The sequence below is a fragment of the Vibrio sp. E150_011 genome, from assembly GCF_053544015.1.
Genome location: NZ_JBHFOL010000004.1, coordinates 119489 through 145538 on the forward strand (window position 1 = coordinate 119489; position 26050 = coordinate 145538).

Consider the following 26050-nt stretch of genomic DNA (forward strand, 5'->3'; position numbering starts at 1 on the left):
ATGGAACATTTAGACTCTCTACAACAGCAACTCGGCCTTATGACATGGCCATTGCTCATGTGCTCAGCACTTACTGCAATGATTATTATTGAACGATTATTTCAGATCGCTATCAGTACCGGTGTTGGCAAGCGTGCAATCCGCCAACACTTGAATCAAGTGTCACCCACTAACGCAAAAGACATTGAGCAACTCGCTTCAACACTGTCGGATAAGCGACCACTCCTTTATCGAGGTGTCGCCATGCTGCTCGCTCATCATTCATTTGCTAAATCTCTGCGCGAAGATGCGGCCAGTATTTGGCTGCAAGCCAAACGTCACCAACTGCATTCTGGATTAAAACTGCTGTCTTTAATTGGTGTCATCAGCCCGCTGATTGGTTTATTGGGTACGGTGTTGGGGCTGATCGATATGTTTAAAGGGATTGCGGCAGCATCAGGCAATGTGACTCCGAACGACCTTGCGCAAGGTTTAGGGTTGGCTATGCGCACGACTGCCGCAGGGCTAATTATTGCGCTGCCCGCAATTGCTGGAGCACAGTTAATCGGTTTATGGGCGGAAAGAGTCGTCGCTAAACTGGAACATACGCTTAATTACGTCAATCTTTGGCTAGAAGGTGTAGAGATGCCGCATTCTGACAAAGAACCATTACATACCCAAAACATCGATAAACTGCCGATCATGGAAGCACGATGATAAAGATCAGCGAACCATCCAAAAACGCACCACTCTATCCAGACCTTACGCCGTTGCTGGACATCATATTTATTGTCATGGTGTTTTTGATGTTAACCGCTTCGGTTCGACTCGAGAGTTTAGATGTCGCTCTGCCCGCGACGGATTCAAATTTAGTGTCCGCCGTTGAAACTGAATCCCTAACGGTCAATATATTAACCAGCTCACCCTATTGGGCACTTAACTCAAAGGAATATATTGATTGGGATAACTTCAAAGTCGCACTGTTAGAAGAGGCGAAATCCACCAATCGTCCCATTATTATTGCGGCAGATAAAGCCGCCGAAGTACAACACCTAGTTAAGTTGCTGGCCTTCATGCAAGACAACGGTATACCCGCCACACAGTTACTGACGGAAGAAGCCGTTAACTAATAAGCCAAAAATTAATTAGGAATCGACCGACTATGGATCTACCAACTATGGACTTAAAAACCACGGACTTAAAAACTATGAACCTTCAAAGTGTGCTGCATACGCTACGCAAAACGGTATTGCTTACCTCTATTACATCTTTAGTAACGTTTCACGCATACGCACAAACCAGCAATACCACCCATTCAATGTCAGAAACAACAAAAATTGTCAGCGCTGGTGCATCGGTCACGGAGTTATTAATAGCCCTCGGCGCAGATAATCAACTCGTCGGTGTGGATGTCACAAGCGTCGCCCCTAAAGGCAGTTCGCTCCCTAAGGTCGGCTATCATCGAGCTCTATCTGCTGAAGGCCTACTCGCTTTGGAGCCAAGCATCATCATTGGTTCGGATGAAATGGGCCCTAAGCCTGCGCTTACCCAACTAAAACAGGCGGGTGTTCAGGTGGAGGTGGTTGATTCATCTCCAACGGTCTCAGGATTGAAGCACCGTATTGAACAAATAGCCGCATTGACTAATAAAGAAGATAACGTTGCAGCGCTTAACGCCAACATCAACGAACAACTGCATTCGCTTACCGCTAACCAACCCTCGACCGAGTCAGCTAAGAAAAAAGTTCTATTCCTATTAATCCATGAAGGCAGGCCAGCTAACGTCGCGGGAAGTGGCACTACACCAGATGCCATTATTGATCTTGCGGGCGGAATCAACCCTGCGGCAAAACAGCTTAACGCCTATAAACCTCTGTCAAACGAAGCCATCATTGAAATGCAACCAGACGTAATTTTAGTGAGTGGAAGAAGCTACAAAAAAATGGGTGGCAGTGATGCTTTATTGAAAGCATTGCCTTTACTCTCTGCCACGCCAGCAGGACAGAACAAGCAATTTATCACGATCGATGGCCACGCTCTTGTCGGCGGGCTAGGGTTAAAAAGCCTGTCGGAGGCCGAACGTATTAATCAATTGTTATACGCACAATAACCGACGGTCGACCTCATAAAAAAGGATAGAAAAATAACTGACCGTCCCCCAAGTATTGGACTCAAATATCACAGCTTAGCTCGTTTGCTGATCAAGTTAACAAACGAGTTACCCCCATTTCCAATGAACCGTGTTGAATTTATGCTTAGACATTTACCGTCATCATTCTTATTTTTTGGCTTCACAGCTTTATTAAGCGTGGCTGCGATCTATTCGATCACAGTCGGCCCCATGAACATCACGTTCTTTGACAGCCTCCTCGCTTTAACGGCAAATTCTGACCAACTTGCCCCTCATGTCACCTTGGTCGTCAATGATATTCGATTGCCACGTACTTTGTTATGCATGCTTGTTGGTGCCATTCTCGCACTTTGCGGTACTGTGATGCAGGGGTTGTTTCGAAACCCGCTTGCAGAGCCCGGCATTATTGGTGTGTCAGCCGGCGCTTCTCTGGGCGGAGCAATTGCCATCGTCAGTTTCTCATTATTAGGGATACAATTCCCTGCGTTCATGAACCTTGCTATCGTCCCCATTTTTGCTTTCTTGGGCGGCGCATTGACCACCATATTAGTGTACAAGCTCGGGTCTGGTAAATTTGGCACATCAGTCACCATTATGTTACTCGCCGGCGTCGCGATAAGCGCGCTTGCTGGCGCAGGCATTGGGTATCTTAATTTTCTAGCCGATGATCAGATGTTGCGAGACTTGTCATTATGGTCGATGGGTTCACTTGCTGGCGCAACTTGGGGGAAAATCTTACTTTCTCTCGCCACACTTTTAGTGCTGTTTTTTCTTTTTTCTCGAAAAGCGATGGCACTGAATGCACTGCTTCTGGGAGAATCTGAGGCAACGCATTTAGGTATCCCGGTTCAACGCCTTAAACGTCAGCTTATTCTACTCACAGCGGCGGGGGTTGGAGTGACCGTTAGTGTTTCTGGGCCGATTGGGTTCATTGGTCTAGTTATCCCACATTTAGGTCGAATGCTAATTGGTCCAGACCATCGTACGCTGCTGCCTGTTTCAGCTTTACTCGGCGCACTTCTAATGACGGCTGCAGACATGATTGCCAGAGTGGCAGTTGCGCCGGCAGAACTCCCTGTCGGCATCGTCACAGCAATGGTTGGCGCCCCATTTTTCCTCTATTTACTCTTCCAACAAAAAGGGAAAATATTATGATGCTAACAAACACAGGCCGCTCGCTAGAAGATCGTGTAGACGCCTCAAAGCCCCCCCATACCGCTGCCATACCAATGAGCCAGAACACCCAATCGGCCGCTATCTCGGCAGAAAACATCTGCGTGCACTTTGGGCAACGTATGATACTAGATGGGATCTCGGTTCACTTGAAATCAGGTGAGGTCACGGCATTACTTGGTCCCAACGGTGCAGGGAAAAGCACACTATTAAAAGTCCTCAGTGGTGAAATTGAAGCCAATGCGGATGTGAACTATTTTGGCAAAACACGAAATAACTGGAAAAAGTCTGCCCTAGCAAAACACTTAGGGCTGTTAGCGCAACACAGCACCCTAAGCTTTCCATTTCTTGCCTCAGAAGTGGTTGAGCTTGGTGCGATACCGTTAAACCTCCCGAACAAAGAAATCAAAGCCATTGCACAGCAATACATGGAAAAAGTCGATATATCCCATTTAGGCGCTCGTCAGTACCCAACGTTATCGGGGGGGGAGAAACAACGCGTTCATTTTGCAAGGGTACTCTGCCAGCTTCACCATGCTAATGAGAAACGTATCTTGATGCTCGATGAACCCACCTCAGCGCTCGACTTAGCCCACCAGCACAATACATTGTCGATGGCGCGTGAGATGGCAGACAAACATAATACAGCGGTGGTCGTTGTTCTTCATGATCTTAATTTAGCGTCTCAATATTCAGATAGAATTATTGTACTAAACAATCAAAAAATCGTCGCTGATGGGACACCTTGGGAAGCCATTACAAGTAAAATGATTAAGGACGTTTATGGCTATCAGTCAATAATAACCAAACACCCAAATAATGGTTTCCCTGTGGTCCTTGCCAGTTAATTATCAGACAAATACATATCAATTAAATAAATTTAACCGCTGATAATATAACAGAGAGTAAAAAAATACCGCGACCTTTCTCGGCGCGGTATTTTTAGATGACTAATTAACTAAATATCACTTAGATAGTTGAATCAACGAACGGCCAAGTAACCACTCTAATTCTTTCTCACTTCCTGGACCATATTGAGTTTCAACCAATTTATACAAACGGTCGATACCTTTAGATGCAAATTCATGAGCATTTTCTGAGGTGACAATATGATGGAAAAGCAGTTTCAAAATGGCCAAAAACTCTTCATTTTTTAAAGCTGCTAACCAACTGTTTATAAAGCTATCTAGTCCACCTTCAAACTCTAAATGCTCAATGAACATCTTAAAAATACGCCCATCTAATGCGGCGGTAAAATCGGTTTTCTTAGGGAAATGATGACTGATCCCTGTTCTTGAAACACCTGTCTGTTGGCTCAAAGTAGTGTAAGACATCTTGTCGTAACCCAAACGGATAATTTGGTCGACAACCGCTTCCATAATCTTCTGAATAGTGATTTCAGTATCTTCTTTACTACGCTTTGGCATTTGATGCTCTTCTCTTATCGCTATGGTGCGTTGACTGTATGCTATACCATAATTAAAGCAGTACTCGCAAAAATTACCTAACAAAAAAACATGAATATTTATTAAAACCCTATTTACGGCATCAGAGTTTGCATTTAAATGTTATATGTAGATATGCACACAATTGAAATATTATAAATGAATATATGACTTATAAAGTCTAACACTTCTCGGTTCAGTAAAGATAATTGTGTACTCTCTCACTAGCACACCGGTCTTGTTTTTGAGACTTTTGTCACATTATCCCTGGCGAGCTTGCATAATTAAATAATAGATACTATTGACAAGCATTCACATGCATTATGCAACATAGTGTATCGAAGGCGCCACGATTTGAGTCAATCCCCTGTAAAAGCTTATATCTCGTCATACATAGCTTTCATAAATTCAAACAATTTTTTCTGGCTACCTTAAATTCACAGCGATAGAATAGCCTTATAACTAGTAAGAGGTATTATCATGTCAAATACATACAAAGAAGAAGAAGTGTGCGAAGCCTGCGGCGTTTCTGGTGAGATGGGATTCATCATCAAAGAAGGCGACGATGTTGCGGAAGTACAGCTTTTTTCTGATTCAAAAGCCCAGCTTGAGCTTGAAATCCAAAAATATGTAGACCTTGCAAAGTCAGTATCGAGCGAGGTTCAATGTGACATCGCACCTCTCGCAGATGATGCTAAAGAGCTACACGCTCGATTTAAATTTGAAGTCAGCGCCGAAAAGCTAATTTTTGAATTAAAAACACGCACGCTTTCACGCTAAAGTTCATTGCGTTGACCACCAAAGCGCATCAGCGATGGTTCGCACTGGAGTGAGATTCGCACATAATAAGTGAAGCGAGCCTTATGGCTCGCTTTTTAAACGCACCCATTTTAACTCGCCATTCATCTCAAAGTCTTGCTCAGCAACACATTGTAAAACCACCCCTTCTACACTAATCACTGAGCCCAGTGAAAACGCCTTATCACTGTAGTAGCAGACACGCTTGCCAATTTTTGCATCCGAGAGCAAGACAGCCGCACCAACATCAACACCTGGTGTGCTAATCACCTTGGCTTGAACTGCAGAAAAAGGGATCGCGGTTCCCAGCAACAAAATTAAACCCGTCTTCGAAACTAGGCTCCATGTTTTCCATTGTTTTCGTTGATTATTCATTGCACACTACCTGTATTCTGCGTTGTTTATTGGTTCGACTTTCTATGATTCGTATTTGGTTACTTATTGCGACGTTTTTTGCCTCAACCGGCAATCTCAGTGCTACGGCATTAGATCACTACAAAATTCTCAACCACCTTGATAATTATGGCAATCTCGATCTTCGCAATAAACCCTATACAGCATTACCGGAAGGACTCGTCGTTAAAGGTAACCTCAATATTGCTAAAACGCCTATCGAAGCATTGCCAAACAATATTGACATCCAAGGTAGCCTAGACGCATCAAATAGTTTAGTGGCATTCATTCCAAGAGGAACGAAAATCACAGGTTACGCTAATCTACTCGGCAGCCAACTAACGGCCTGGCCAGAAGCCGTGACACCAGGAGGGTATATCAATTTAACCGACACACCAGTCGTAAAGCTACCTGAGGGTATGATCGTCAATGGCGATCTCAGTGTGATGAGAGCGCCAATCGATACGCTGCCAAACCATCTCATTGTGAAAGGCAGTTTATTCATTGGTGGCTCAAACATCACCACCTTGCCTGAAACACTGACCGTAGATGGCAACATTTTTCTTGGTGGTAATATCATCACCGAGTGGCCAACGACTCTGAATCTTGGGGGAGCAGTCGCGCGATAACTGATAGCTTGTGTAAAACGTTATCTACTATGTCAGATAACCTACATATCAGTGCCGTTGTCCTTGCTTATCATAGCCATTAAAAGTAATGAGAAATGGTAAGATATCGCGTTCTAATATGCTCGATTAACAAGCGTACCTTGTTTGGCGGTTGGCGTGTAAAAGGGTAGACCGCATAAATACCCAGCTTTTTCCCCACTTGCTCAGGAAATATATCGACTAACTGTCCATTTCGAACATCATGATAGACCAAACATCGCGGTACATAAGCGATACCATGTCCTCCAAGAGCCGCTTTTCGTAATGCACCCGCATTGTCCGTCGAGAACGACCCCGAGACCTTAACGATATCGTTACCCTCACGTCCCTTAAACTCCCAGTCTGATGCGCCTGTTGTTTGGTAGGCATATTGCAGGCAGTTGTGGTCGGTTAAATCATTGGGCTTGAGCGGCTTGCCATTCTTGGCAATGTAAGAAGGAGAGGCGCACACCACCCATTGAGAGTCGAGGATATGGCGAGCAATGAGGCTAGAGTCTTCTAGATACCCTGTTCGGATGACTAGGTCATATCCGCCATCAACAAGGTCAACAAATCGGTTGTCTAGTGACATATCAACACTTAAGCCTGGATGCATATTACAAAATTCAGCCACTGCATCAGCCAAAATCAGATCGCCAGAAATAGTCGGTACCGACATTTTAATATGACCACTGACATTTTCACCAAAGCCCGATACGGCTGCCACGGCCTCCATCGTCGCATGCTTCACATTTTTAGCACTAAGGAGCACTGCCTTGCCTGCTTCAGTCAGCGTTAATTTACGTGTTGTTCGATATAATAGCTGAACACCTAACTCATCTTCCAACCGAGCGATTCTTTTGCTAACCACTGAATTTGTAAGGTTATTTTGTTCTGCAACACGGCTAAACGCCCCTGCTTCGACTACTTGATAAAACAAAATTAAATCATCTGCGCGCATCATATTATGTCATTTTTGGAAATAATCATTTTCATTATTTCTCTGTATTCATAAAAAGGGAAGCGTTAAGTTCACACAACGCTAACAAATTCATTACAAGCCTACTTACTGATGAAGGCAACTCGAACATGAACAAGCGATTTGGACGATAGAAGAACTGAAACGGGCTATCGAGCAGTGAAACTCACCCCATTGGCACCGTGTTCCGGTACGGTTTACGCTGACGGGGCATGTTGTTTAAATACGTTAGGTCTGTTTATTTTTCATAACGTTAACTATGGTCTATAACAAAATAAGCCTATCGAAATAGGCAGTGAAGCTGGAGCTATTACCATGCGCATTTATCCACCAAAGCCGACAAAAGTGTATTTCTATGCGACTTGTCTTGTCGACATCTTTGACCCAGACGCTGGACTTGACGCCATTACGTTGCTTGAACAGCAAAATATCGACGTCATCTTTATTGAAAAGCAAACGTGCTGTGGACAACCTGCCTATACCTCTGGCTACGAAAAGGAAGCCAAGCGTGTTGCTCAAAGTCAAATGGATCTGTTCCCTGACAATATCCCCGTGATTGTCTTATCGGGATCTTGTGGGGGTATGATGCATCACCATTATTCACGGCTCTTTCGCGGAGATGTTAGTGAGCAACGCGTAAACACATTTTGTGAGCGGGTGTTCGAACTGACCGAGTTTTTGGTCAATGTATGCCGCGTCAAGCTCACAGATACCGGACAGGCAACCTCCGTCGTTATGCATACCTCTTGTGCAGCACGAAGAGAGATGAACGTGCATGTCACCGCCACACAATTATTGAGCCAGTTATCACAGGTGGAATTACGGCAACAAGATTACGAAAGTGAATGCTGTGGTTTTGGTGGCAGCTTTTCAGTCCGGCACCCCGACATTTCTCAAGCCATGGTAGAGGACAAAACTCGCCACATTGAAAATACACAATCCGAGACATTCGTCAGCGCAGATTGGGGTTGCCTGCTCAACATCAATGGCGCCTTTGAATACCAAAATAAACCAATTAAAGGGCGTCACCTTGCTTCTTTCTTATTAGAACGCACGCAGGAGAGAGACTCATGAGCCAAAACCCACAGCACTTTCACCAGCAGGCCAAAGACGCCCTTGCTGATACGCAATTGCGTGCTAATTTTCGTGGCGCGATGGATTACTTACGAGAGAAGCGGCAAGCAGCCTTTAACGATCCACAAGAAGAAGCACGTATTCGAGACATTGCCGAATCCATCCGTCAACGTTGCCTAAGTAAGCTCCCTGAGTTACTCGAGCAACTTGAGTTCAACTGTTATAGAAACGGCATTCAAGTGCATTGGGCCGACACACCAGCTCAAGCTAACGCACTCATCGCAAGTATTGCAAAACAGCATAATGCGAAACAGATCATCAAAGGCAAGTCGATGGTCAGTGAAGAGATTGAGATGAACCATGCGATGGAAAAACTCGGTATTAGCTGCTTAGAGAGCGACATGGGTGAATACATCGTTCAACTTGATGGCGATAAACCCTCACATATCATCATGCCGGCGATTCACAAAAATAAACAAGAGGTCAGCGACACCTTCGAGGCACACTTGGATAACTTCACGCCGACAGATGATGTGGACAGCCTTATTCAAACAGGCCGCACAAGGCTCAGGAAAAAATTCTTTGAAGCCGATATTGGCTTATCCGGTGTGAACTTTGCTGTCGCAGAGACTGGGACACTTTGCTTGGTCGAAAACGAGGGCAACGGGCGAATGTCGACCACTGTGCCTAATGTCCATATCGCGATTACTGGCATAGAGAAAGTGGTGGAGTTCTTATCAGATGTGCCTCCGTTATACAGTGCACTCACACGCAGTGCCACAGGCCAAGCGATCACGACCTATTTTAATATGATCAGCTCACCTAGAAAACCGGGCGAGAAAGATGGCCCTGAAGAAGTCCACCTAGTACTGCTCGACAACGGACGCAGTCAGGCATACCAAGATGAAGAACTTCGTAAGACACTACAATGTATCCGTTGTGGCGCGTGCATGAATCACTGCCCGGTCTATACAAAAATCGGCGGGCACGCTTATGGCACCGTTTACCCAGGCCCCATTGGAAAGATTATTTCTCCACATCTACTCGGCTTAGATAAAACGAAGGACCTCGTGACCGCCTCCAGTCTCTGCGGCGCTTGTGGTGAGGTATGCCCGGTTAAAATACCAATCCCAGAGATGCTGTTACGATTAAGAAAAGAAGCGAAGCAACCCACCAGCGATGGCAACGCACCTTTAAATGGGCAAAATTCAGCGCACAGTGTACTTGAAGCCGCGTTAATGAAGAGCTTTGCGGTCGCGGCATCTTCACCAAGCCTCTATCATTCGGCGACCTATCTCGCCACCAAGCTTCAACATATGGTGCCAAACAAACTCGGAGCATGGACCCAATGCCGCACGAGTCCAAAACCAGCCGCTCAAACCTTACATCAACAACTTAAGTCGCGCAGGCTTAAGTCCGATAAATCATCACATTGAGGCGACAGTTATGAACACTCGACAAACCAAAGAACGCATCCTCGACCGCCTCAAAAATGCACCCCGCAGCTCGAATTCATCGCCGCACAACGGCGCTTATTTGCCTTGGGGAAGTGACCCTAACCTAACGCCGGACGATTACACCGAGCGCTTTATTGGCATGATGACCGCCAACCATACTGATGTAAAAATCACAACGCGTGCTTCTCTTGTCGCAACGCTGCGCCAAACAGTTGAAGAGTATCAGCTGAATAACGTCGCTATTGGCACAGCTGGCGAATATATAGAGGCGTTCCATGACGCCACCTCTCAAATTCAAGTCACTGAGTTTTCTGACAAGATCGAAGAATGGAAAAGCAAACTTTTTGACCAAATTGACGCGGGTATCACACACACATTCGGTGGAATTGCTGATACTGGTGCCTTAATCTTATGGCCAACCGAGCATGAACCAAGAACACTCTCGCTGATCCCACCATGCCACATTGCCGTGATAAAAAAATCAGCATTATTCGCTAATTTCCCGCAAGCGATAGCAAAAGGAGAATGGAGTCATTACATGCCAACCAACGCGTTGTTAATTTCTGGCCCATCAAAGACGGCCGATATCCAACAAACGCTGGCCTATGGTGCACATGGCCCCAGCCAACTCATCGTTATTTTTCTGGAAGATGAATAAACCGTATTGAATAGACGGTCACGAATGAACCGTAAGGACACGATCAATGACTCACACTGAAAAAAGCCCAAGCATTGAATGCTATGAGAAACTGCAACACACGCTTGCGACACGCATATCATCAGAGCGCATTATTAGCGGTGAACCTGAACGCTTAGCTTACGGTACTGACGCCAGTTTTTATCGCCTGGTGCCAAGAATTGTACTGCGTCTCAACAGCTTAGAAGAGGTCATCTTTACCATTCAACAATGCGCACTCCTTGGTGTGCATTTTACCTTTCGAGCAGCGGGTACCAGTTTATCTGGTCAAGCCGTCTCTAACTCCGTCCTCATTACACTAACCGATGACTGGCGTGATCACGATATCTTGGACAATGGACATAAAATACGCCTACAACCGGGGGTAATTGGCGCGGATGCCAACCGATATTTGTTACCCTACAAAAGAAAAATTGGCCCCGATCCAGCATCGATTAATACCTGTAAGATCGGGGGGATCGCCGCGAATAACGCGAGTGGAATGTGCTGTGGGACAGCGCAGAACTCTTACAAAACCGTCGATAGTATGACGATTGTTTTCGCCGATGGAACAACGCTCAATACCGCTGATAATGACAGTATTGAGGCCTTTAAGCACGCTCGGCCTGATATTCTCGCGGGGCTCATGCAACTGGCGCAAGCGACGCAAGCTGATTCCACCTTATCCCAAAAGATTACGCATAAATATCGCTTAAAAAACACCACAGGTTATGCCCTAAATGCCTTAGTCGATTTCACCGATCCCATCGAAATCCTTGAGCACCTAATGATCGGATCCGAAGGAACTCTCGGTTTTATTGCCGATATCACCTACCACACCGTTGTTGAACATGAATTCAAATCCTCAACGTTGCTCACTTTCTCTACCATAGAAGAAGCCAGTCAAGCGGTGACCAAGCTTACAGAAACGCCAGTTGCCGCTGTTGAAATGATGGATGGTCGATCACTCCGATCCGTTGCCGACAAACCTGGCATGCCTGATTTTATCCAACATTTAGATATTGAAGCCGCCGCGCTGCTTGTCGAGGTTCATGCCTCTTGCCAACATTCACTGGATCAATCCACCAGCATCGTGATGGATTCGCTATCCGATTTCTCAATTATCGAGTCGGTACCTTTCACCACAGATCCAGCCACCGTATCCACGCTCTGGGGGATCAGAAAAGGCATGTTTCCCGCAGTCGGCGCGGTACGAGAAGTCGGTACGACCGTCATTATTGAAGATGTCGCGTTCCCTGTTGAAAACCTCGCAGCTGGGGTTCGCGATCTCCAAGCGCTATTTGACCGCTACCAATATAGCGAGGCCATTATTTTTGGGCACGCGTTAGAAGGAAATCTGCATTTTGTTTTTACCCAAGGGTTTGATAGCCAAGACGAGGTGAGTCGCTACGGTCAATTCATGGATGACGTAGCCGAACTCGTTGCCGTCAAATACCAAGGTTCTTTGAAAGCCGAGCATGGCACCGGTCGTAACATGGCACCTTATGTCGAACTTGAGTGGGGTCATGACGGGTACGCATTAATGCAAAAAATTAAAGCGCTATTTGATCCTGATCGCTTGCTCAACCCAGGGGTGATTATTAACGATAACCCAAATTCTCACATCGAAAATCTAAAGCCAATGCCAGCTGCCGATGATCTGATTGATCGTTGCATTGAATGCGGTTTTTGCGAACCCGTTTGCCCATCACGGACACTGACCCTTTCCCCACGTCAGCGTATTGTCTTATACCGTGAAATACAGCGCAGAGAACGCGCATCTATCGATAACGTCGCGTCGACAATGAGTACTGACGAGCTAAAGTCGGTCTTTGAATATCAAGGGCTGGACACATGCGCCGCTACTGGCTTGTGCGCGGACCGATGTCCGGTTGGTATCAACACTGGTGATCTGGTTAAAAAGCTTCGTTCTGCTCAATACAAAAATTTCCAACCCGTTGCCAAATGGACAGCCGAGCATTTCTCAACCACAGCTTCCATTGCGCGCTTCGGGTTAAAAAGTGGCGCGGTCGCCAAGAATATACTCGGTGGTGAACGGGTTGAAAAACTATCCGATGGATTACGAGCCGTGACCAAGCAACGCACACCAGTTTGGTTAGCTGAAACCCCAAACGGTAAACGTTTTAATCGCGCGGCAACCACCTCATATCAACTCAACTCGCATACGAAGTCGGATAAAAAAGTGGTTTACCTTCCTTCTTGTGCAAGCCGCAATATGTCAGCACAACCCAATGCATTCGATCAGCGCCCTCTTACAGAGGTGACGCTGTCACTAATAAGCAAGGCCGGATATGAGGTAATCATCCCGCCAGAGCTTGCCGACCAATGCTGTGGTATGCCCTACGACAGTAAGGGGATGATTGAGATAGCCACAAAAAAGGCATCCGAACTTGAAGATGTACTTTGGCACGCCAGTCAACAAGGTCGCTACCCGGTTTTGATGGATACCAGTCCTTGCGCAAAACGCAGTATTGAGCATTTTTCCAAACCACTCGACATTAGTGAACCCGTTGGTTTTGTCAGTCGCTACCTTTTAGATCATTTATCTTTATCACCTATCAACGAACCCGTCATGTTGCATATTACCTGCAGCTCACGTCGAATGGGCCTAGAACAGACCATGCTTGCTCTTGCTAAGCAGTGCGCCGACTCCGTCATTGTTCCAGAACATATTCAATGTTGCGGCTGGGCCGGTGACAAAGGGTTCACAACACCAGAATTGAACCAAGCGGCCGTTGCGCCGTTAAAATCACAGGTGCCATCTAATTGCCAGCGCGGGTTTAGTAACAGCATCACCTGTGAGATAGGATTAGCCCACCACAGCGGTATACCCTATCAGTCCATTCTGTATTTAGTTGACGAGGTATCCAGCCCAAGCTAAGCCGTATGTATCGCGTCTCATACCACAAATTCAATACAAACCATGCCTTAGTAAGGCATGGTTTTAGGCGCATATAATACGCGCCACTAATTGAGGAGAGCATCTCAAGTTAGCGTGAATTTGCGATAAATTGTCATTAGCACTACATGGCCCTTACCTGCCTTTCTCTACACTGACAACAGAGGAAGTCGTTTGCTGTTGAATACGGCGCAATAAATGAAGAGGCTTACATCTTCTTGATAATCGCAGGGGTTAAACACATGATGAACTATACACAACAAGATACAGACGCGCTCTATGAGGTCTGGATGTCACAGAAAGCAAAGATGCATATCACTCAGATGGAAGTCGCTAAACGCTTAAGTATCAGTCAGGTTGAGCTATCAAATCGTTTGAATGGCCAGCACCCTTTGGATGCGCCCTTTATCGAACGATTTTGCAAACTTTTGCATATCAACCCCAATCATCATCTGCCGTCATTAAAAGGCTCGTCGCATATCATGGCTGTCGATCAACGCCTCTTTAATACCAAGCTAACCATCGATGGTGACATTACCAATGTACACATTGATGGCAATCAGGTCACCATCGAGTATCGCGTTCAGTAACCGCGCTTAGTCAACCGGTTAGACTTGTTGACATGACCCGCTACTACAGAGTGAACAAAGTCACCCGTTTCACGGTTCTAGGTGTCGTTCCAACGAACCGGATAATCCAGTGCACTCGCGGCGTTATTGTTGATTCAATAACGCAACGCATTCGCTGTATTTGGGTTTGGCCGGTTTCTTTTTCGGGGTCTCTAGCGTCTTTGCTACCTTCGCTTTTGGCTTAGGTGCAACGTAGGGATTAGGCTTCCATGAGGCCAGTTCAGAGCCGCATCCATCACCTTTTGGCGGTGGTGATTGTGCTACGCACTGAGTGTCGCCTTCAGGGCAATGCAGACGTACATGAAAATGAGAATAGTGTCCCCACCATGGACGTACTTTTCGTAACCAGTCTCGGTCAGTCCATTCGGTGTCGCACAATTGTTGCTTTATGACTGGATGCACAAAAATCCGAGCCACACGGTCATCGACTGCTGCTGTCTGGATCAGCAATGCATGGCTGTCTGTCCATTTTTCTTTTTCAATTTGATAACTTTTAAGGTCAACAACCGAATACGCCTTAGGAGTAGACAGCTGCTCTGGGCTCAAAGGCTCATCAGGTAGGCGTAACCAGATATCTGCATCTAACCCCGTCTGATGGCTTGCATGCCCAGAGGCAAATCGACCGCCACGTGGCATCGCAATATCTCCGACTAAAATCCGCCCGATCCCGAGTCCGTCGACTTGGATGGCCAGCGATGTTAGATAGTCGATCATGTCGACATGCCCATAATAGCGATTTCGCTGCGTGCGTATAACTTGGTACCCTGTTCCCGTCGGAGCAAGCTCCGCTCCACCAGCAAGGCAGCCATTCGCATAGCTACCTATTGAGTTAGATTCACCTTCACTCGGTACGGTAACTTCTTCCCAAGCGCGGTTCATTGACCATGACAACATAGGAACAAATAAACAGAGCAAGGCTCCATATTTTTTCATATCAACTCCTCAAGCTCATCAAGTGTCTTGCGTTCAACATTTTATGTTTAGCCAATTGATGTAAGATCGGGCATCTTTAACGCCCAACTCGACGACGCTAACGCCTCCATCAGTAGTCTCTTCTTTGTATCTAGCAACTTTGCCATCCTCTACCTAGCATAGTGCCTAGAAGCCAATTTTTGTGATTTGTTGAGACAATTCTCTGATTTGACACTTGCTGAGGAGATGAAAAAAGCAAAAAGCGAGCAGCGTAAGGTTCACTATCTGTGTTGAAGGTCTAATGTGGGTTTAAGAATGAGGGCATATTTAATTTAAGTGCTAATGCGTATCTAAGCACTAATTCGTATCTAAGTGCTAATGCGTATTTAAGACCTAATACGTTAAGCTGACATATCAAATTTGACGTTTTTCACAGTTACTAATAAAAAACACAGGAAACAGTACGAACAAATTGAATCACCCACCTTTCGAACGTCATACTCGTTGCTCATGTCTAGGCATAGACTTGATCAACGAAAAGTCGTCATTCCTTTTTTAGAGGCTGCCACCTTCAGGGATGACGACTTCATCATTATAGTGGATTTATCCTCAAGCGCGCTTGGAACCAACCAACACCACCCACTCGTCGTCGGATGCCCACATCACTCCCCTTGCGCTAGGTAATCTTGAACTTGTTTTTGATAAGCCTGTTTAAGTGGTTCACCGATAAAACTCGCCTCGATCGCGTTCAACGTGAACTGAGCTAGCTCTTGTTTTGTCATGTCATGAGCCATACTGACGGCATAAAAATTGTCATTCATGTAACCACCAAAATACGCTGGGTCATCAGAGTTAATCGTCACCGATACGCCCTTTCGTAATAACTCGACAATGTTATGCTCAGACATCGTATCAAAAACTCGCAGCTTGATATTCGATAATGGGCAGACCGTCAGCGGTATCTTAGTCGCGATAAGTTGTTGGATTAAGGCAGGGTCGTCAATGCAGCGTACGCCATGGTCTACACGGCTCACCCCTAATAATTCAATAGCGTCGACAATATTCTGTGCTGGTCCTTCTTCACCGGCATGGGCTACTGTTAAAAACCCTTCGTTTCTCGCTTGCAAAAAAACCTGCTTAAATTTTTCCGGAGGATGACCGTCTTCTGATGAATCCAGCCCTACGGCGATAATTTTGTTTTTGTAGGGCAAGGCCAATTGCAAAGTATCAATGGCCGATGATTCGGGCAAGTGACGTAGAAAACACATGATGAGGTGAGATGAAATCGACAATTTCTGTTTACCATCTTGCAGCGCTCGGTCGATACCATTAATCACCGTCTCAAACGCAATACCGCGTTCAGTATGCGTTTGTGGGTCGAAAAATATCTCAGTGTGTATCACATTATCCGTCTGACAACGTAACAAGTAGGCCCATGTTAGATCGTAGAAGTCCTGTTCCGTAATGAGTGCATTCGCGCCTTGATAATAAATATCCAAAAACGACTGTAGATCGTCAAATTCATAGGCGGTACGGAGCGCCTCTGGAGACGAGTAAGGTAAATCAATATTGTTGCGCTGAGCCAGCTCAAACAACAATTCAGGCTCGAGTGAGCCTTCGATATGTAAATGTAGCTCTACCTTGGGAAGACCTTGAATAAATGCGTTCATATTCCACCTTAATCGTTCATATTGTGGGTGCACTTAGTCTTAGTATGGGAGGAATTCGTGACTTTTTCGAAAGCCTTTGGTCTCAACATGGGTGCCATAAACCCGTTGAAGGCGAATCATGGGGCTATTCTTGCCCTTGATTCATCATCAATGATTTCGCGCGCCTTGTTTTCATACACACTATTTTCATAGGCATTGTTTTCAAACGAACCGCTTTTAGACAAACAGTTTCAACAAAAACAATAATCGTGTAGAGACTTGAAGAGCAATACCAAATTCATTACCAATACAAAGAGTCAGCGCACAACTGTGATCTTAACTCTTCGTAATCAGCACTATTCGGGTACTGGTAGAGACCCCCAAACCATATTATTGGGGTTATACGAAGCAAACGGTTGCCATTATACTCAGCTCAACAACAAATACCATACTGAGCCAGCCTGCACCGTAAAAACCACCTCGTATTAACACCACTCACCCATCATTCAAATTCTTCGAACGACTTCATCGCTTGTTACGCCTGCAACCCCTTTCCACTGAGCTTTATAGTATGAGGCAACCTATATCGAGCGGATATCGCATGAAGCATGTTTATGCGTATGACGCTGCCAAGGATACGTATTATGACCATACACAGAAGCGTTCAACAAATCGTTCCATCCCACGCCACATCCGATGGCGATGGTGTGAAAATTCGTCGCGTTCATGGATTTGACAACCCGGCTTTCTCGCCTTTTCTCATGGTCGATGAGCTTCGCTCAGACGACAAGAAAGACTACATTGGAGGCTTTCCACCTCATCCTCACCGCGGTATCGAAACGTTGACTTACATGCGACAAGGACACTTTCAGCACCGTGACCACATGGGCAATGTAGGGGAACTTCGCTCTGGAGGCGCACAATGGATGGCCGCAGGTCGAGGCGTAATCCATAGCGAGATGCCAGTCATGGAGGAAGGCGCCTTACATGGCTTCCAGATTTGGATAAACCAACCAGCAAAAAATAAAATGCTCGCGGCGCAATACCATGACTTTCAACCAGAGACGATCACTGAATTCAACGATGAACAGGTGGGATTATTGCGAGTCATCGCCGGAGACATTCGCGTCAATGACATCGCAGTCAGTGGCCCTTTACACAAAACAGGTGTCCCTTTAACCGTCGCAGATTGGCACGCAAAACCAGGCCAGCAGACGCATTTAACCGTACCCGAACATTACAATGTCATGGTGTACTCATACCACGGAAATAGTGTTATCGCGGGTCAAACAATAAAACAAGGAGAATTGGCGCTGTTGTCTATGGGAGAGGTATTGGCATTAGAAGCGCTCGATGATGCAAGGGTATTGGTTTTTGCAGGAGAACCTATCAATGAACCGATTGTTCACTATGGCCCGTTTGTGATGAACAGTACCAAAGAAATTCAGCAAGCCATTGAAGACTATAACTCTGGCGTCTTTGAAACCTACTAATCCATTGTTTCTCAGTTGTTTACAACCCGTTCACTTGCAGTCCATTCACTTGCAAGCAAGTACCGAACATTGCGTTAAAAAAACAAAACCGTTCTCAATCGAACGGTTCACTTAGACACCTTATCCACTGCCTTTGTGTCACGCATCGACGAATTTGTCGATGTGTTATTTTCACTTAGCACAGTGCTCGAAGTCCATTCTCACAAGGCCTTAGTGCTTAAATCATGCTCACAGCAAAATCTATAAATATTCACACAGGTATGCAGTTGGCGTGTCAACTTGTACGTCAAAGCTTGAATCACCCTCAACATCAAAGCTTTCACCAGCGCTAAACGTTACCCAAACTGCATCAGTGGTGCGCTTGATCGTCAAAGCACCTTTAATCACACTCATTTTTTCTGGTGCGCCCGTACCAAATGTATAGGCACCAGCAACCATAACCCCGACACTGCTGTCACCATCAGCTTGGGTAAAACCGAGGGACTTCACTCCACCATCAAAATAGGTATTTTCTTTTATCATGGGACTTCCTTGATCAATTATGTAACGTAAAAACATGGTTTTACCGCACTATTTGACGTAAAACAAGTCATTGATCAATTGTGGCGCTCAATCGGTATAAGATTATAGATACGTTTAACGCAACAGCCCGCTGGAAGTTGATATTGTGGTATCTCACACGTCGTGTTCACGACCATCACTTCTCATATTGCATCACTTAATGACTGATTTCGATATCGGAGTAATCCTATGGCCTACAACGAAAGTAAGGTTCCAACTAGTCGCCTAACTCGATTTGGCAAGCTTGCCTCTTTGGCGACCCGAGTTACAGGTGCGATGGTGACAGAAGGTGCCAAGCAATTCGCACAGGGTAAACGCCCCACCAAGAAAGACCTGCTGCTCACGCCTAACAATGTCAAACGCGTTGCCGACCAACTTGCGCATTTACGAGGCGCAGCAATGAAGGTGGGTCAACTCATGTCCATGGACGCAGGCGATCTCATCAGCCCCGAACTTGCACAGATCCTCGCTAGGCTGCGCTCCGACGGGTCACCGATGCCTTCAAAACAGCTCGCGAATGTCATGAGCCAAGAACTCGGCTCTGGTTGGAAAAGCCACTTTATCGAATTCAATTTTAAACCTATTGCCAGTGCCTCTATTGGCCAAGTCCATCAAGCTCACTCTGAAGAGGGCACCAAACTTGCCATTAAGGTTCAGTATCCCGGTATAAAAACAAGCATCGATAGCGATGTGGATAACGTTGGGACGCTACTTAATGTCGTTGGATTAATCCCTAAGGGTGTTAATTACCAAGGGTTGCTAGAAGAGGCAAAGCTGCAGCTTCATGCGGAGGCCGACTACTTGCTTGAGGCATCCCTGCTCAATCGCTATCGCACTCATTTAGACGGCAGTGATGATTTTATTCTGCCAATGGTCATTCCCGACATCACCACTGACAGTGTTCTTGCCATGACTTATGTGTCTGGTGACCCTATTGAATCCCTAATTAATGCCGATCAAGAAACACGAAATCGTGTGGTTCACTTGCTACTGAGTTTGTTGTTTAAAGAAATATTTGAGTTTAAGTTGGTGCAAACGGACCCAAACTTCGCCAATTTTCTTTATAACGCTGCGGAGAAGAAAGTGGTGCTACTCGACTTCGGTGCGACACGCAGCTACAACGAGCAAATAAGCCAAGGTTACCAGCTCGCATTTTCAGCCATCCTTAACGATGATGATGACGCACTAGGCCACGCACTGACTCAAATCGGTTTCTTTAACCAAGACATTCTTCCTGACCAAAAAGCCGCCATTTTCGATTTAGTTAGGCTTGCCTGTGAACCGCTAAAACAAGCTGGGCATTATAACTTTGGCAGCAGTAACCTAGCTCAGCGCCTCAGCGATGCAGGTACCGTGTTGAGTATGGAAAAAGACTATTGGCACACGCCCCCTGCTGACGCTTTATTTTTACACAGAAAAATTGGTGGTTTATATCTATTAGCTGCAAGGCTAAACGCTAGCGTTAACGTGAATCAGCTGTTTCAGCCCTATCAACAAAACGTTGCTATTAGTTAACATAAACCTTGTATTAACAGGCTCTATAAATGCGACGGTGAACGTTTGAGATCGCAAACCACAAACTGTTACAACCCAAGGCTACAGCAAATAAACAAAGCAACGTAAGCTCAAGTATGCGCCCAGATGGTCGATATCATCCTAAGAGCTAAAAAAGGAATACTGAATGACGTCACGTCGCAGAAAACAATCAACGACAAACGATAGCCTAGTTCTCGTCATCATCTTATTGGTTTCTATTATCCTTGCCTCAGTACTTGGTGTCACTTTTTACACCAGCCATCAAAATCATGTCGCGCCATCACGTGTCTACGGCAACTGGATTGAGATTGGTGCCCCCAAGCAAAGCACCGAGATTCTGACGTTTGCTTCAAGTGGCGTGCAGCGAAATCATCGGCTTATCGCGACTCAATATGAATTCGATGGCCGCATTATCAAACTCAAAACCGGCAGCGGTTCTTGGGTCTACGAAAAAGTAGGAACGCCACGCTCACCTCAATTACGACGTATTACACCAGCGCTTCCCCCACAGCGATTTATTCTGCAAGGTTACGAACACACCGTGCCTATGGATGGCTACAGCCCAGGGCAGAATCGTCGCTCAGCATTAAGTGAGCATTTTACAACTAATTGATATTGGCATTTGCACAATGTCACATTATGACATTGCTCTGTTAGAAATAAGGTAATAATCCCTTATGATGCCTGCTGAAAAAATTCAGTAGACGGATACCATGCCACATATTTCAACCTCAGATACCAAAATTTCCGGCATGCTTTGCCTCTCCGTATTCGCTACGATTACCTTTCTGTTAACGTTAATATTTTATCCGTTCGTATTAAGTAGCGACGTCAGTGATGTTACTGGCGCGGCGATGCAGTACCTTACTTATTCGGCCGGACATCAAGGCTTCTTAATTACCTTAGTGGTCTTCATGACAACAGCGGCATGGGTCGTAAAAAAGGCACCAAATAAGTTGTCTCTTCTTGTCCAATTAGGGTTACTTCTGGTATTAAGTTTTGCTGCTAAATCACTGTTAAAAGACGTTACACAGAGCCCACGTCCCTACACGGAACTACTGGCGGAGCAGCATATCGTACATTCTCCGGAAGGCTTTTATGACCTCAGCGTAAAAGAGAAGAATCAAGCCATCGAACAAACATCGCAACAAGTCAGTCACTGGAGAACCAAACATTGGATGGGTGAAACTGATTATTCCTTCCCTTCTGGGCACACTATTTTTGCTTCAATTTGTGTGCTGTTTTTTGGTGGTTTGTTTGTAAGAAATGGTCATTATACTTTGGCGGCATTGACTTTAGCTTGGGCGTCTAGTGTTGCGATGAGCCGTTTATGGCTTGGTATGCATCGGCCTATAGACTTATTTGGGTCCATGCTATTTGCTCTTGGGTTGTATGTCGTGATTCCCATGGCCTACCCAATCCTCGATAGGCTCTTTGAAACCTTAAAAAAAGCTAGAGACTCCCAGTAATTTCCATTATTATCGAAATACAGAAAATGGGAGAAACTCTATGCAAATCACCACTGCAGCAAAAGCACTAAAAGAGCTTGGCCACGTCACACGATTAGCAATATACCGCCAAGTAGTGCGTGCAGGCCATCAAGGTATACCGGTAGGTGAGATTCAAGATCGACTCGACATCCCAGGTTCAACCTTATCGCATCATATTTCAAGTCTCACCTCTGCTAACTTGCTCACGCAGCGCCGAGAGGGACGCACATTATATTGTGTTGCCCAATATGAGCATCTAGAAGGCGTCATTGGGTTTTTACAAGACGAATGCTGTATCGATGAGTCTTGTAGTGACGATTCGTGTAGTGAAACCTCTTAGACACCGCACTGCGTTCGAGTCAATCTGTCGATCACAACGCAGCATCACCGCATTACCATTTATACAATGAGGACATCTCGAATCTCACCATGACGTTCGAGATGTTTCAATACCAGCCAATAGGCTTGCATACAATAAACGAACAACTAACACCAATGCATCACCACGATCAATAGCACCCAGCAACCCCTTCGACACCCCCTCAGTTCACCCCTCCATGTATTCACTTTATTCATAGTTAATCAATTCTGGGTATCAATGTTTTCATCCATTTGCCGACAAAGATTCAACAATAAACCGAGCTCAATTTAGAACTCAAAGCCCCCTTCAAAGGACGTTTAAGTGAATCTCAACAGCTTGTCTATCCGTACCAAACTTCAGTTCATCGTTATTATTGCGGTGATGATTCTTTTTTCCATTGGTGTGTTTAATCTCACGGTACAAAAACAACAAAACTATGAACATCGAAAAAATGGGATTCGCACCAATATCGAGATAGTAAAAACACTCGTCCATCATTACATCGGTCTGGAGAACGGAGCAGGAACACTGGAGGCGCAAGAACAGGCACTGGCTGCCATACGTCAGCTGAAATATGAACAAGGCAATTACTTCTGGGTGGCCAACGCTAGCCAGAATATCGTTATGCACCCCACACAACCTCACTATGAAGGTATCAACACATCAGGGATCACGGATGCCCGCGGTCAGCCTTTTATGCAGCAACTGATCAACCTTGCCGTCTCTGAGGGACAAGGCTTTGTACAATATTTCTGGAAAGATAAACAAGGTACAGAATCTGAGAAGATCACTTACGTGATTTATATCCCCCAATGGGATTGGATCATTGGGACTGGCGTGCCTCTTTCTGATATTGACGATGAGTTTAGATCCTCAGTGATCAAAGAGTTGGTGATTGACGGTATTGCTGCTCTCTTTCTCGTTCTGATCTGTGGCGCTATCGCTCGAAACATCATTCTACCCATCGAGTCCTTAGTAAAAAGCGTACATAACATCGCAGATGGGGACTTAACCCAATCCCTAGAAACAAACAGACAAGATGAGCTAGGGGTTTTAAGTAATCAAATACAGCGGATGATGGTAGCCCTTCGCGACACAATCTCTGTGGCGAAAACATCGGCCCATCATTCAGAGCAGCTTTCATCCTCCATCGCCGCAACCAGTGAAGAAACGGCCACCAGCATAGAGTCGCAAAATCAACAGCTTGAATTACTTGCAACCGCAATGAATGAAATGTCGTCCACAATTCAAGATATTGCAGAAAATGCCGAAAGGACCTCCCAAACGACAGAAACAAGCAAAACGTTAGCTAATAATGGAAGTCGTAGTATGGCCCACACATTGGATAATATCGGATCAATCTCAGACGACATCACCGATACGCATACCTTGATGGAAACACTTCAAAAAGGCGTCGCCGATATTAGTCATGTGGTCAATGTCATTACTGAAGTATCAGAGCAAACGAATCTGCTCGCACTCAACGCCGCGATAGAAGCTGCGAGAGCCGGTGAAAAAGGCCGAGGGTTTGCTGTCGTCGCTGATGAAGTGAGAAACCTCGCCAGTCGGACCCAAGAGTCAACGTCTCAGGTCCAACGGACAATTGATGAACTCAACAAGCGCACCACTCGTGTTCTTGGTGTCATGGCAACCAATCAAAATAAGGTCACACACAGTGTGCAACTCGCCACACAAACGCAAGCGCAGCTCAATGATGCTGTAAACAGTTTAAATAAAACGTACGATATGGTGACACAAATTGCCGCCGCCGCTGAACAGCAAGGCATCGTCGCTAATGACGTCAATGAAAATGTGAGCGTCGTAAATATGTCGACCAATGAGATAAAACAAACCAGCCAGAATCTAGCGGAACAATCTCAAACAATGGCTCAAGCATCTGAAGATTTATCACATAAACTGGCTTACTTTAAAATTTAGCGCCTTAATCTACCCAAGAAATGACGCATCGATAGTTAGCACATCATATTTGAACCACGTCGTTTACTGTGTTGTTCGGTTTGGTTCAAAAACAAAAATGGCAGTTTTCTTCATGCAGACCATACCGGCCTTGGCGAATCAATAGATGTTCCTCTCCCGCCATTCGTCCCATTTGATAGCCTTGTTTCAAAATCTCTTGATTCATCGTTAATCGTTTCACTGCAAAGTTTTCAGGAGGGGCGATCACCCTGATCGTGGCGTCTTTTGGAGGGTGTCGAATGAAATCGAGTGACTGATTATAATTGTCTGAACGAACTTTCATTGCTTCAGCGATATTAGGATATTTGTTCAACAGTATCTTAATAAGCCAAGAATATTTACTGGTTTTCATTTCATAGCTTAGTGGGTGAGACAAAATCACGGTAATGTCTCGGGCTCCACGACGATACGCCTCTCGAACAGGAATAGAATCTGCCACACCACCATCGGTATAACAGCCACCGGAAAAACAAGGGGGACGGCGATAAGCAAGAGGGAGTGCTGTCGTCGCTTCAATAATGTTCGCTAAGGAATGAGGCTCCACTCGATAATAGTCAGCCAACCCATTGTCAATGCTGGTAACAGCTGCAAACATTGGAATACTTGAGAACAACGCCTCACAATCAAGTGGGTAACGCTGATTCGATTCCTCCCATAGCCATTTCACATCAACAAGATCGCCACCTTTTGCAAAACGCGTAGGATTAAAAAAACGTTTATTTGTGGCCATTTTGGTAATGACATCAAAACTCCGCTCAGGTGCTTGCGACAAGTAGCCCACCAAATTTGATGCGCCGGCCGACACCCCAATAGCAAAATCGAAAGGCATATAATTGTCTTCCATAAAGGCATCAAGGACGCCACTGGCAAATATGCCTCGCATTGCGCCACCTTCTACAATTAATGCTCGTGTATTCATTGTCATTTTCTCACTCCGATCATAGAACTACAGGATAGAGAAAGCCAAAAACAAAATATAATGGGATTATGTGATAGATAGAATAGCTAATACCTATCAATCCAGGATTGAAGATAAGTTATTGACACAGTTATTATTAACGTAGAGCTGATCAGTGTGAATATGACTCAGGGGTATCAGAATGGCCATGCCTAAGTTCGAGGTCTAATCACCTAAATGCTCCAAAGGAGCGTTTAGGTGATGCCAGCTGAGGTATTGCTTATTTATGATCAAAGACCAAAATAAAAGTAATCGGGACAGACGAATTAATAGACGGCAGACCCGCCACTTCTCTTAGTTTTTCGATACCCGCTTCCAAACCAAAATCAGCCGCGTTCAAAATAATTGGACTGTTTGAGACAACGGTTAACTTATGTTCTGACAATTTCATGACGGTAAGATTCGCAGCATACGTTTTTTGTTTACCGTGCAAGTCCACGGTAACATCGTCTGTTGTGGTGTAGATACCGCCAATATCAGAGCCATCAAGTTCGCTCATATTGACAACAGTAGTGATCGTTGCATCTTTGAAGTTCGCCACCTCAAACAGCATGGTTTTCATTCGCTCATTTCGAATCGCTATATTGGTTTCGACACTACTCAAGTCCAGGATGAGGGTTGCTTTGCCATCATCGCTGATCGAACCAGACATTGCGTTAAAATGATGCACCTCACTGACGGCATTTTTTTTCGTAGACACAAATTTTAGTGTTGAGTCCTTATTATCGAGCATCCAACTCGCCGATGCTGGAAGTGCTAACATCAACGCGATTAAACCAGTGCTTAATCCAATCTTCATCCCATTATCCTTG

Annotated in this window: 26 protein-coding genes and 1 riboswitch; of the genes, 18 read left to right on the forward strand and 8 right to left on the reverse strand. The window is 45.4% G+C overall.

What is annotated here, in order from left to right; all coding sequences use genetic code 11:
- From ACE1OE_RS08840 to ACE1OE_RS08860, 5 genes are all read left to right on the forward strand, one after another.
- Entirely contained in the window at positions 1 to 696 is a 696-nt protein-coding gene (locus ACE1OE_RS08840; protein ID WP_102467956.1) for a MotA/TolQ/ExbB proton channel family protein, read from the forward strand.
- Entirely contained in the window at positions 693 to 1109 is a 417-nt protein-coding gene (locus tag ACE1OE_RS08845) for an ExbD/TolR family protein (RefSeq protein ID WP_102467957.1), read from the forward strand. Before ACE1OE_RS08840 ends, ACE1OE_RS08845 begins: the two co-directional genes overlap by 4 nt.
- A 77-nt stretch (positions 1110 to 1186) precedes the next feature.
- The gene (locus tag ACE1OE_RS08850; RefSeq protein WP_372062400.1) at positions 1187 to 2089 is read left to right on the forward strand and encodes a heme/hemin ABC transporter substrate-binding protein; all 903 of its coding nucleotides are present in this window, start codon (positions 1187 to 1189) and stop codon (positions 2087 to 2089) included.
- A 141-nt stretch (positions 2090 to 2230) separates the two neighbouring features.
- Positions 2231 to 3265 (forward strand): FecCD family ABC transporter permease, encoded by a 1035-nt coding sequence (locus ACE1OE_RS08855; protein ID WP_372062370.1) that lies wholly within the window; start codon positions 2231 to 2233, stop codon positions 3263 to 3265.
- Positions 3266 to 3339: 74 nt separating this feature from the next.
- On the forward strand, positions 3340 to 4131 hold the full coding sequence (locus ACE1OE_RS08860) for a heme ABC transporter ATP-binding protein (RefSeq protein ID WP_449210912.1): 792 nt from the start codon (positions 3340 to 3342) through the stop codon (positions 4129 to 4131).
- 117 nt (positions 4132 to 4248) lie between these two features.
- Here the strand turns inward: ACE1OE_RS08860 and ACE1OE_RS08865 are convergent, their stop codons facing one another.
- Entirely contained in the window at positions 4249 to 4710 is a 462-nt protein-coding gene (locus ACE1OE_RS08865; RefSeq protein ID WP_102467958.1) for a TetR family transcriptional regulator, read from the reverse strand.
- A 498-nt stretch (positions 4711 to 5208) separates the two neighbouring features.
- Between ACE1OE_RS08865 and ACE1OE_RS08870 the strand changes: the two genes are divergently transcribed.
- Complete coding sequence (locus ACE1OE_RS08870; protein ID WP_102467959.1) at positions 5209 to 5508, forward strand: YfcZ/YiiS family protein; 300 nt, start codon at positions 5209 to 5211, stop codon at positions 5506 to 5508.
- Positions 5509 to 5589: 81 nt separating this feature from the next.
- On the opposite strand, the gene ACE1OE_RS08875 is transcribed toward ACE1OE_RS08870, so the two are convergent.
- The gene (locus tag ACE1OE_RS08875; RefSeq protein WP_102467960.1) at positions 5590 to 5901 is read right to left on the reverse strand and encodes a DUF1496 domain-containing protein; all 312 of its coding nucleotides are present in this window, start codon (positions 5899 to 5901) and stop codon (positions 5590 to 5592) included.
- A 44-nt stretch (positions 5902 to 5945) separates the two neighbouring features.
- On the opposite strand from ACE1OE_RS08875, the gene ACE1OE_RS08880 reads away from it, so the two are divergent.
- A complete protein-coding gene (locus ACE1OE_RS08880) occupies positions 5946 to 6548 on the forward strand; it encodes a hypothetical protein (protein WP_449210770.1) in 603 nt (200 codons plus the stop codon).
- A 79-nt stretch (positions 6549 to 6627) separates the two neighbouring features.
- On the opposite strand, the gene ACE1OE_RS08885 is transcribed toward ACE1OE_RS08880, so the two are convergent.
- Positions 6628 to 7527 carry a LysR family transcriptional regulator gene (locus tag ACE1OE_RS08885; RefSeq protein ID WP_102468139.1) on the reverse strand — a complete coding sequence of 300 codons (900 nt, stop codon included), beginning with the start codon at positions 7525 to 7527 and terminating at the stop codon, positions 6628 to 6630.
- Positions 7528 to 7860: 333 nt separating this feature from the next.
- Here ACE1OE_RS08885 and ACE1OE_RS08890 point away from each other — a divergent pair, with 333 nt between their 5' ends.
- The 5 genes from ACE1OE_RS08890 to ACE1OE_RS08910 all read left to right on the forward strand — a co-directional run bounded on the left by ACE1OE_RS08890 (position 7861) and on the right by ACE1OE_RS08910 (position 14262).
- Positions 7861 to 8619, forward strand: a complete 759-nt coding sequence (locus ACE1OE_RS08890) for a (Fe-S)-binding protein (RefSeq protein WP_102467962.1) — start codon at positions 7861 to 7863, stop codon at positions 8617 to 8619.
- Positions 8616 to 10055 (forward strand): LutB/LldF family L-lactate oxidation iron-sulfur protein, encoded by a 1440-nt coding sequence (locus ACE1OE_RS08895; protein ID WP_449210771.1) that lies wholly within the window; start codon positions 8616 to 8618, stop codon positions 10053 to 10055. The genes ACE1OE_RS08890 and ACE1OE_RS08895 overlap by 4 nt, the downstream gene beginning before the upstream one ends.
- 10 nt (positions 10056 to 10065) lie before the next feature.
- The gene (locus tag ACE1OE_RS08900; protein WP_449210772.1) at positions 10066 to 10734 is read left to right on the forward strand and encodes a LutC/YkgG family protein; all 669 of its coding nucleotides are present in this window, start codon (positions 10066 to 10068) and stop codon (positions 10732 to 10734) included.
- 46 nt (positions 10735 to 10780) lie between these two features.
- Positions 10781 to 13654, forward strand: a complete 2874-nt coding sequence (locus tag ACE1OE_RS08905; RefSeq protein WP_449210773.1) for an FAD-binding and (Fe-S)-binding domain-containing protein — start codon at positions 10781 to 10783, stop codon at positions 13652 to 13654.
- A 263-nt stretch (positions 13655 to 13917) separates the two neighbouring features.
- A complete protein-coding gene (locus ACE1OE_RS08910; RefSeq protein WP_102468140.1) occupies positions 13918 to 14262 on the forward strand; it encodes a helix-turn-helix domain-containing protein in 345 nt (114 codons plus the stop codon).
- 123 nt (positions 14263 to 14385) lie between these two features.
- On the opposite strand, the gene mepA is transcribed toward ACE1OE_RS08910, so the two are convergent.
- Positions 14386 to 15234, reverse strand: coding sequence for a penicillin-insensitive murein endopeptidase (mepA, locus tag ACE1OE_RS08915; protein WP_449210774.1), 849 nt, complete (start codon positions 15232 to 15234; stop codon positions 14386 to 14388).
- A gap of 641 nt (positions 15235 to 15875) precedes the next feature.
- Positions 15876 to 16883 (reverse strand): adenosine deaminase, encoded by a 1008-nt coding sequence (locus ACE1OE_RS08920; RefSeq protein WP_449210775.1) that lies wholly within the window; start codon positions 16881 to 16883, stop codon positions 15876 to 15878.
- 306 nt (positions 16884 to 17189) lie between these two features.
- A riboswitch (purine riboswitch) is annotated at positions 17190 to 17289 on the reverse strand.
- A 217-nt stretch (positions 17290 to 17506) separates the two neighbouring features.
- Between ACE1OE_RS08920 and ACE1OE_RS08925 the strand changes: the two genes are divergently transcribed.
- The gene (locus ACE1OE_RS08925; protein WP_449210776.1) at positions 17507 to 18355 is read left to right on the forward strand and encodes a pirin family protein; all 849 of its coding nucleotides are present in this window, start codon (positions 17507 to 17509) and stop codon (positions 18353 to 18355) included.
- A 240-nt stretch (positions 18356 to 18595) separates the two neighbouring features.
- Here ACE1OE_RS08925 and ppnP read toward each other — a convergent pair whose 3' ends face one another.
- Positions 18596 to 18877, reverse strand: a complete 282-nt coding sequence (gene ppnP, locus ACE1OE_RS08930; RefSeq protein WP_449210777.1) for a pyrimidine/purine nucleoside phosphorylase — start codon at positions 18875 to 18877, stop codon at positions 18596 to 18598.
- A 228-nt stretch (positions 18878 to 19105) separates the two neighbouring features.
- Between ppnP and ACE1OE_RS08935 the strand changes: the two genes are divergently transcribed.
- The 5 genes from ACE1OE_RS08935 (at position 19106) to ACE1OE_RS08955 (ending at position 24241) form a co-directional block, all read left to right on the forward strand.
- The gene (locus ACE1OE_RS08935; protein ID WP_449210778.1) at positions 19106 to 20431 is read left to right on the forward strand and encodes an ABC1 kinase family protein; all 1326 of its coding nucleotides are present in this window, start codon (positions 19106 to 19108) and stop codon (positions 20429 to 20431) included.
- A gap of 166 nt (positions 20432 to 20597) precedes the next feature.
- Complete coding sequence (locus ACE1OE_RS08940; RefSeq protein ID WP_449210779.1) at positions 20598 to 21065, forward strand: DUF2850 domain-containing protein; 468 nt, start codon at positions 20598 to 20600, stop codon at positions 21063 to 21065.
- Positions 21066 to 21165: 100 nt separating this feature from the next.
- Complete coding sequence (locus ACE1OE_RS08945) at positions 21166 to 21921, forward strand: phosphatase PAP2 family protein (RefSeq protein ID WP_449210780.1); 756 nt, start codon at positions 21166 to 21168, stop codon at positions 21919 to 21921.
- A 40-nt stretch (positions 21922 to 21961) separates the two neighbouring features.
- Positions 21962 to 22282, forward strand: coding sequence for an ArsR/SmtB family transcription factor (locus tag ACE1OE_RS08950; protein ID WP_449210781.1), 321 nt, complete (start codon positions 21962 to 21964; stop codon positions 22280 to 22282).
- 342 nt (positions 22283 to 22624) lie between these two features.
- On the forward strand, positions 22625 to 24241 hold the full coding sequence (locus ACE1OE_RS08955; protein WP_449210782.1) for a methyl-accepting chemotaxis protein: 1617 nt from the start codon (positions 22625 to 22627) through the stop codon (positions 24239 to 24241).
- Positions 24242 to 24326: 85 nt separating this feature from the next.
- Here the strand turns inward: ACE1OE_RS08955 and ACE1OE_RS08960 are convergent, their stop codons facing one another.
- Both ACE1OE_RS08960 and ACE1OE_RS08965 read right to left on the reverse strand, forming a co-directional pair.
- The gene (locus ACE1OE_RS08960) at positions 24327 to 25199 is read right to left on the reverse strand and encodes a patatin-like phospholipase family protein (RefSeq protein ID WP_449210913.1); all 873 of its coding nucleotides are present in this window, start codon (positions 25197 to 25199) and stop codon (positions 24327 to 24329) included.
- Positions 25200 to 25458: 259 nt separating this feature from the next.
- Positions 25459 to 26037 carry a YceI family protein gene (locus tag ACE1OE_RS08965; RefSeq protein ID WP_449210783.1) on the reverse strand — a complete coding sequence of 193 codons (579 nt, stop codon included), beginning with the start codon at positions 26035 to 26037 and terminating at the stop codon, positions 25459 to 25461.
- Positions 26038 to 26050 lie beyond the last annotated feature (13 nt).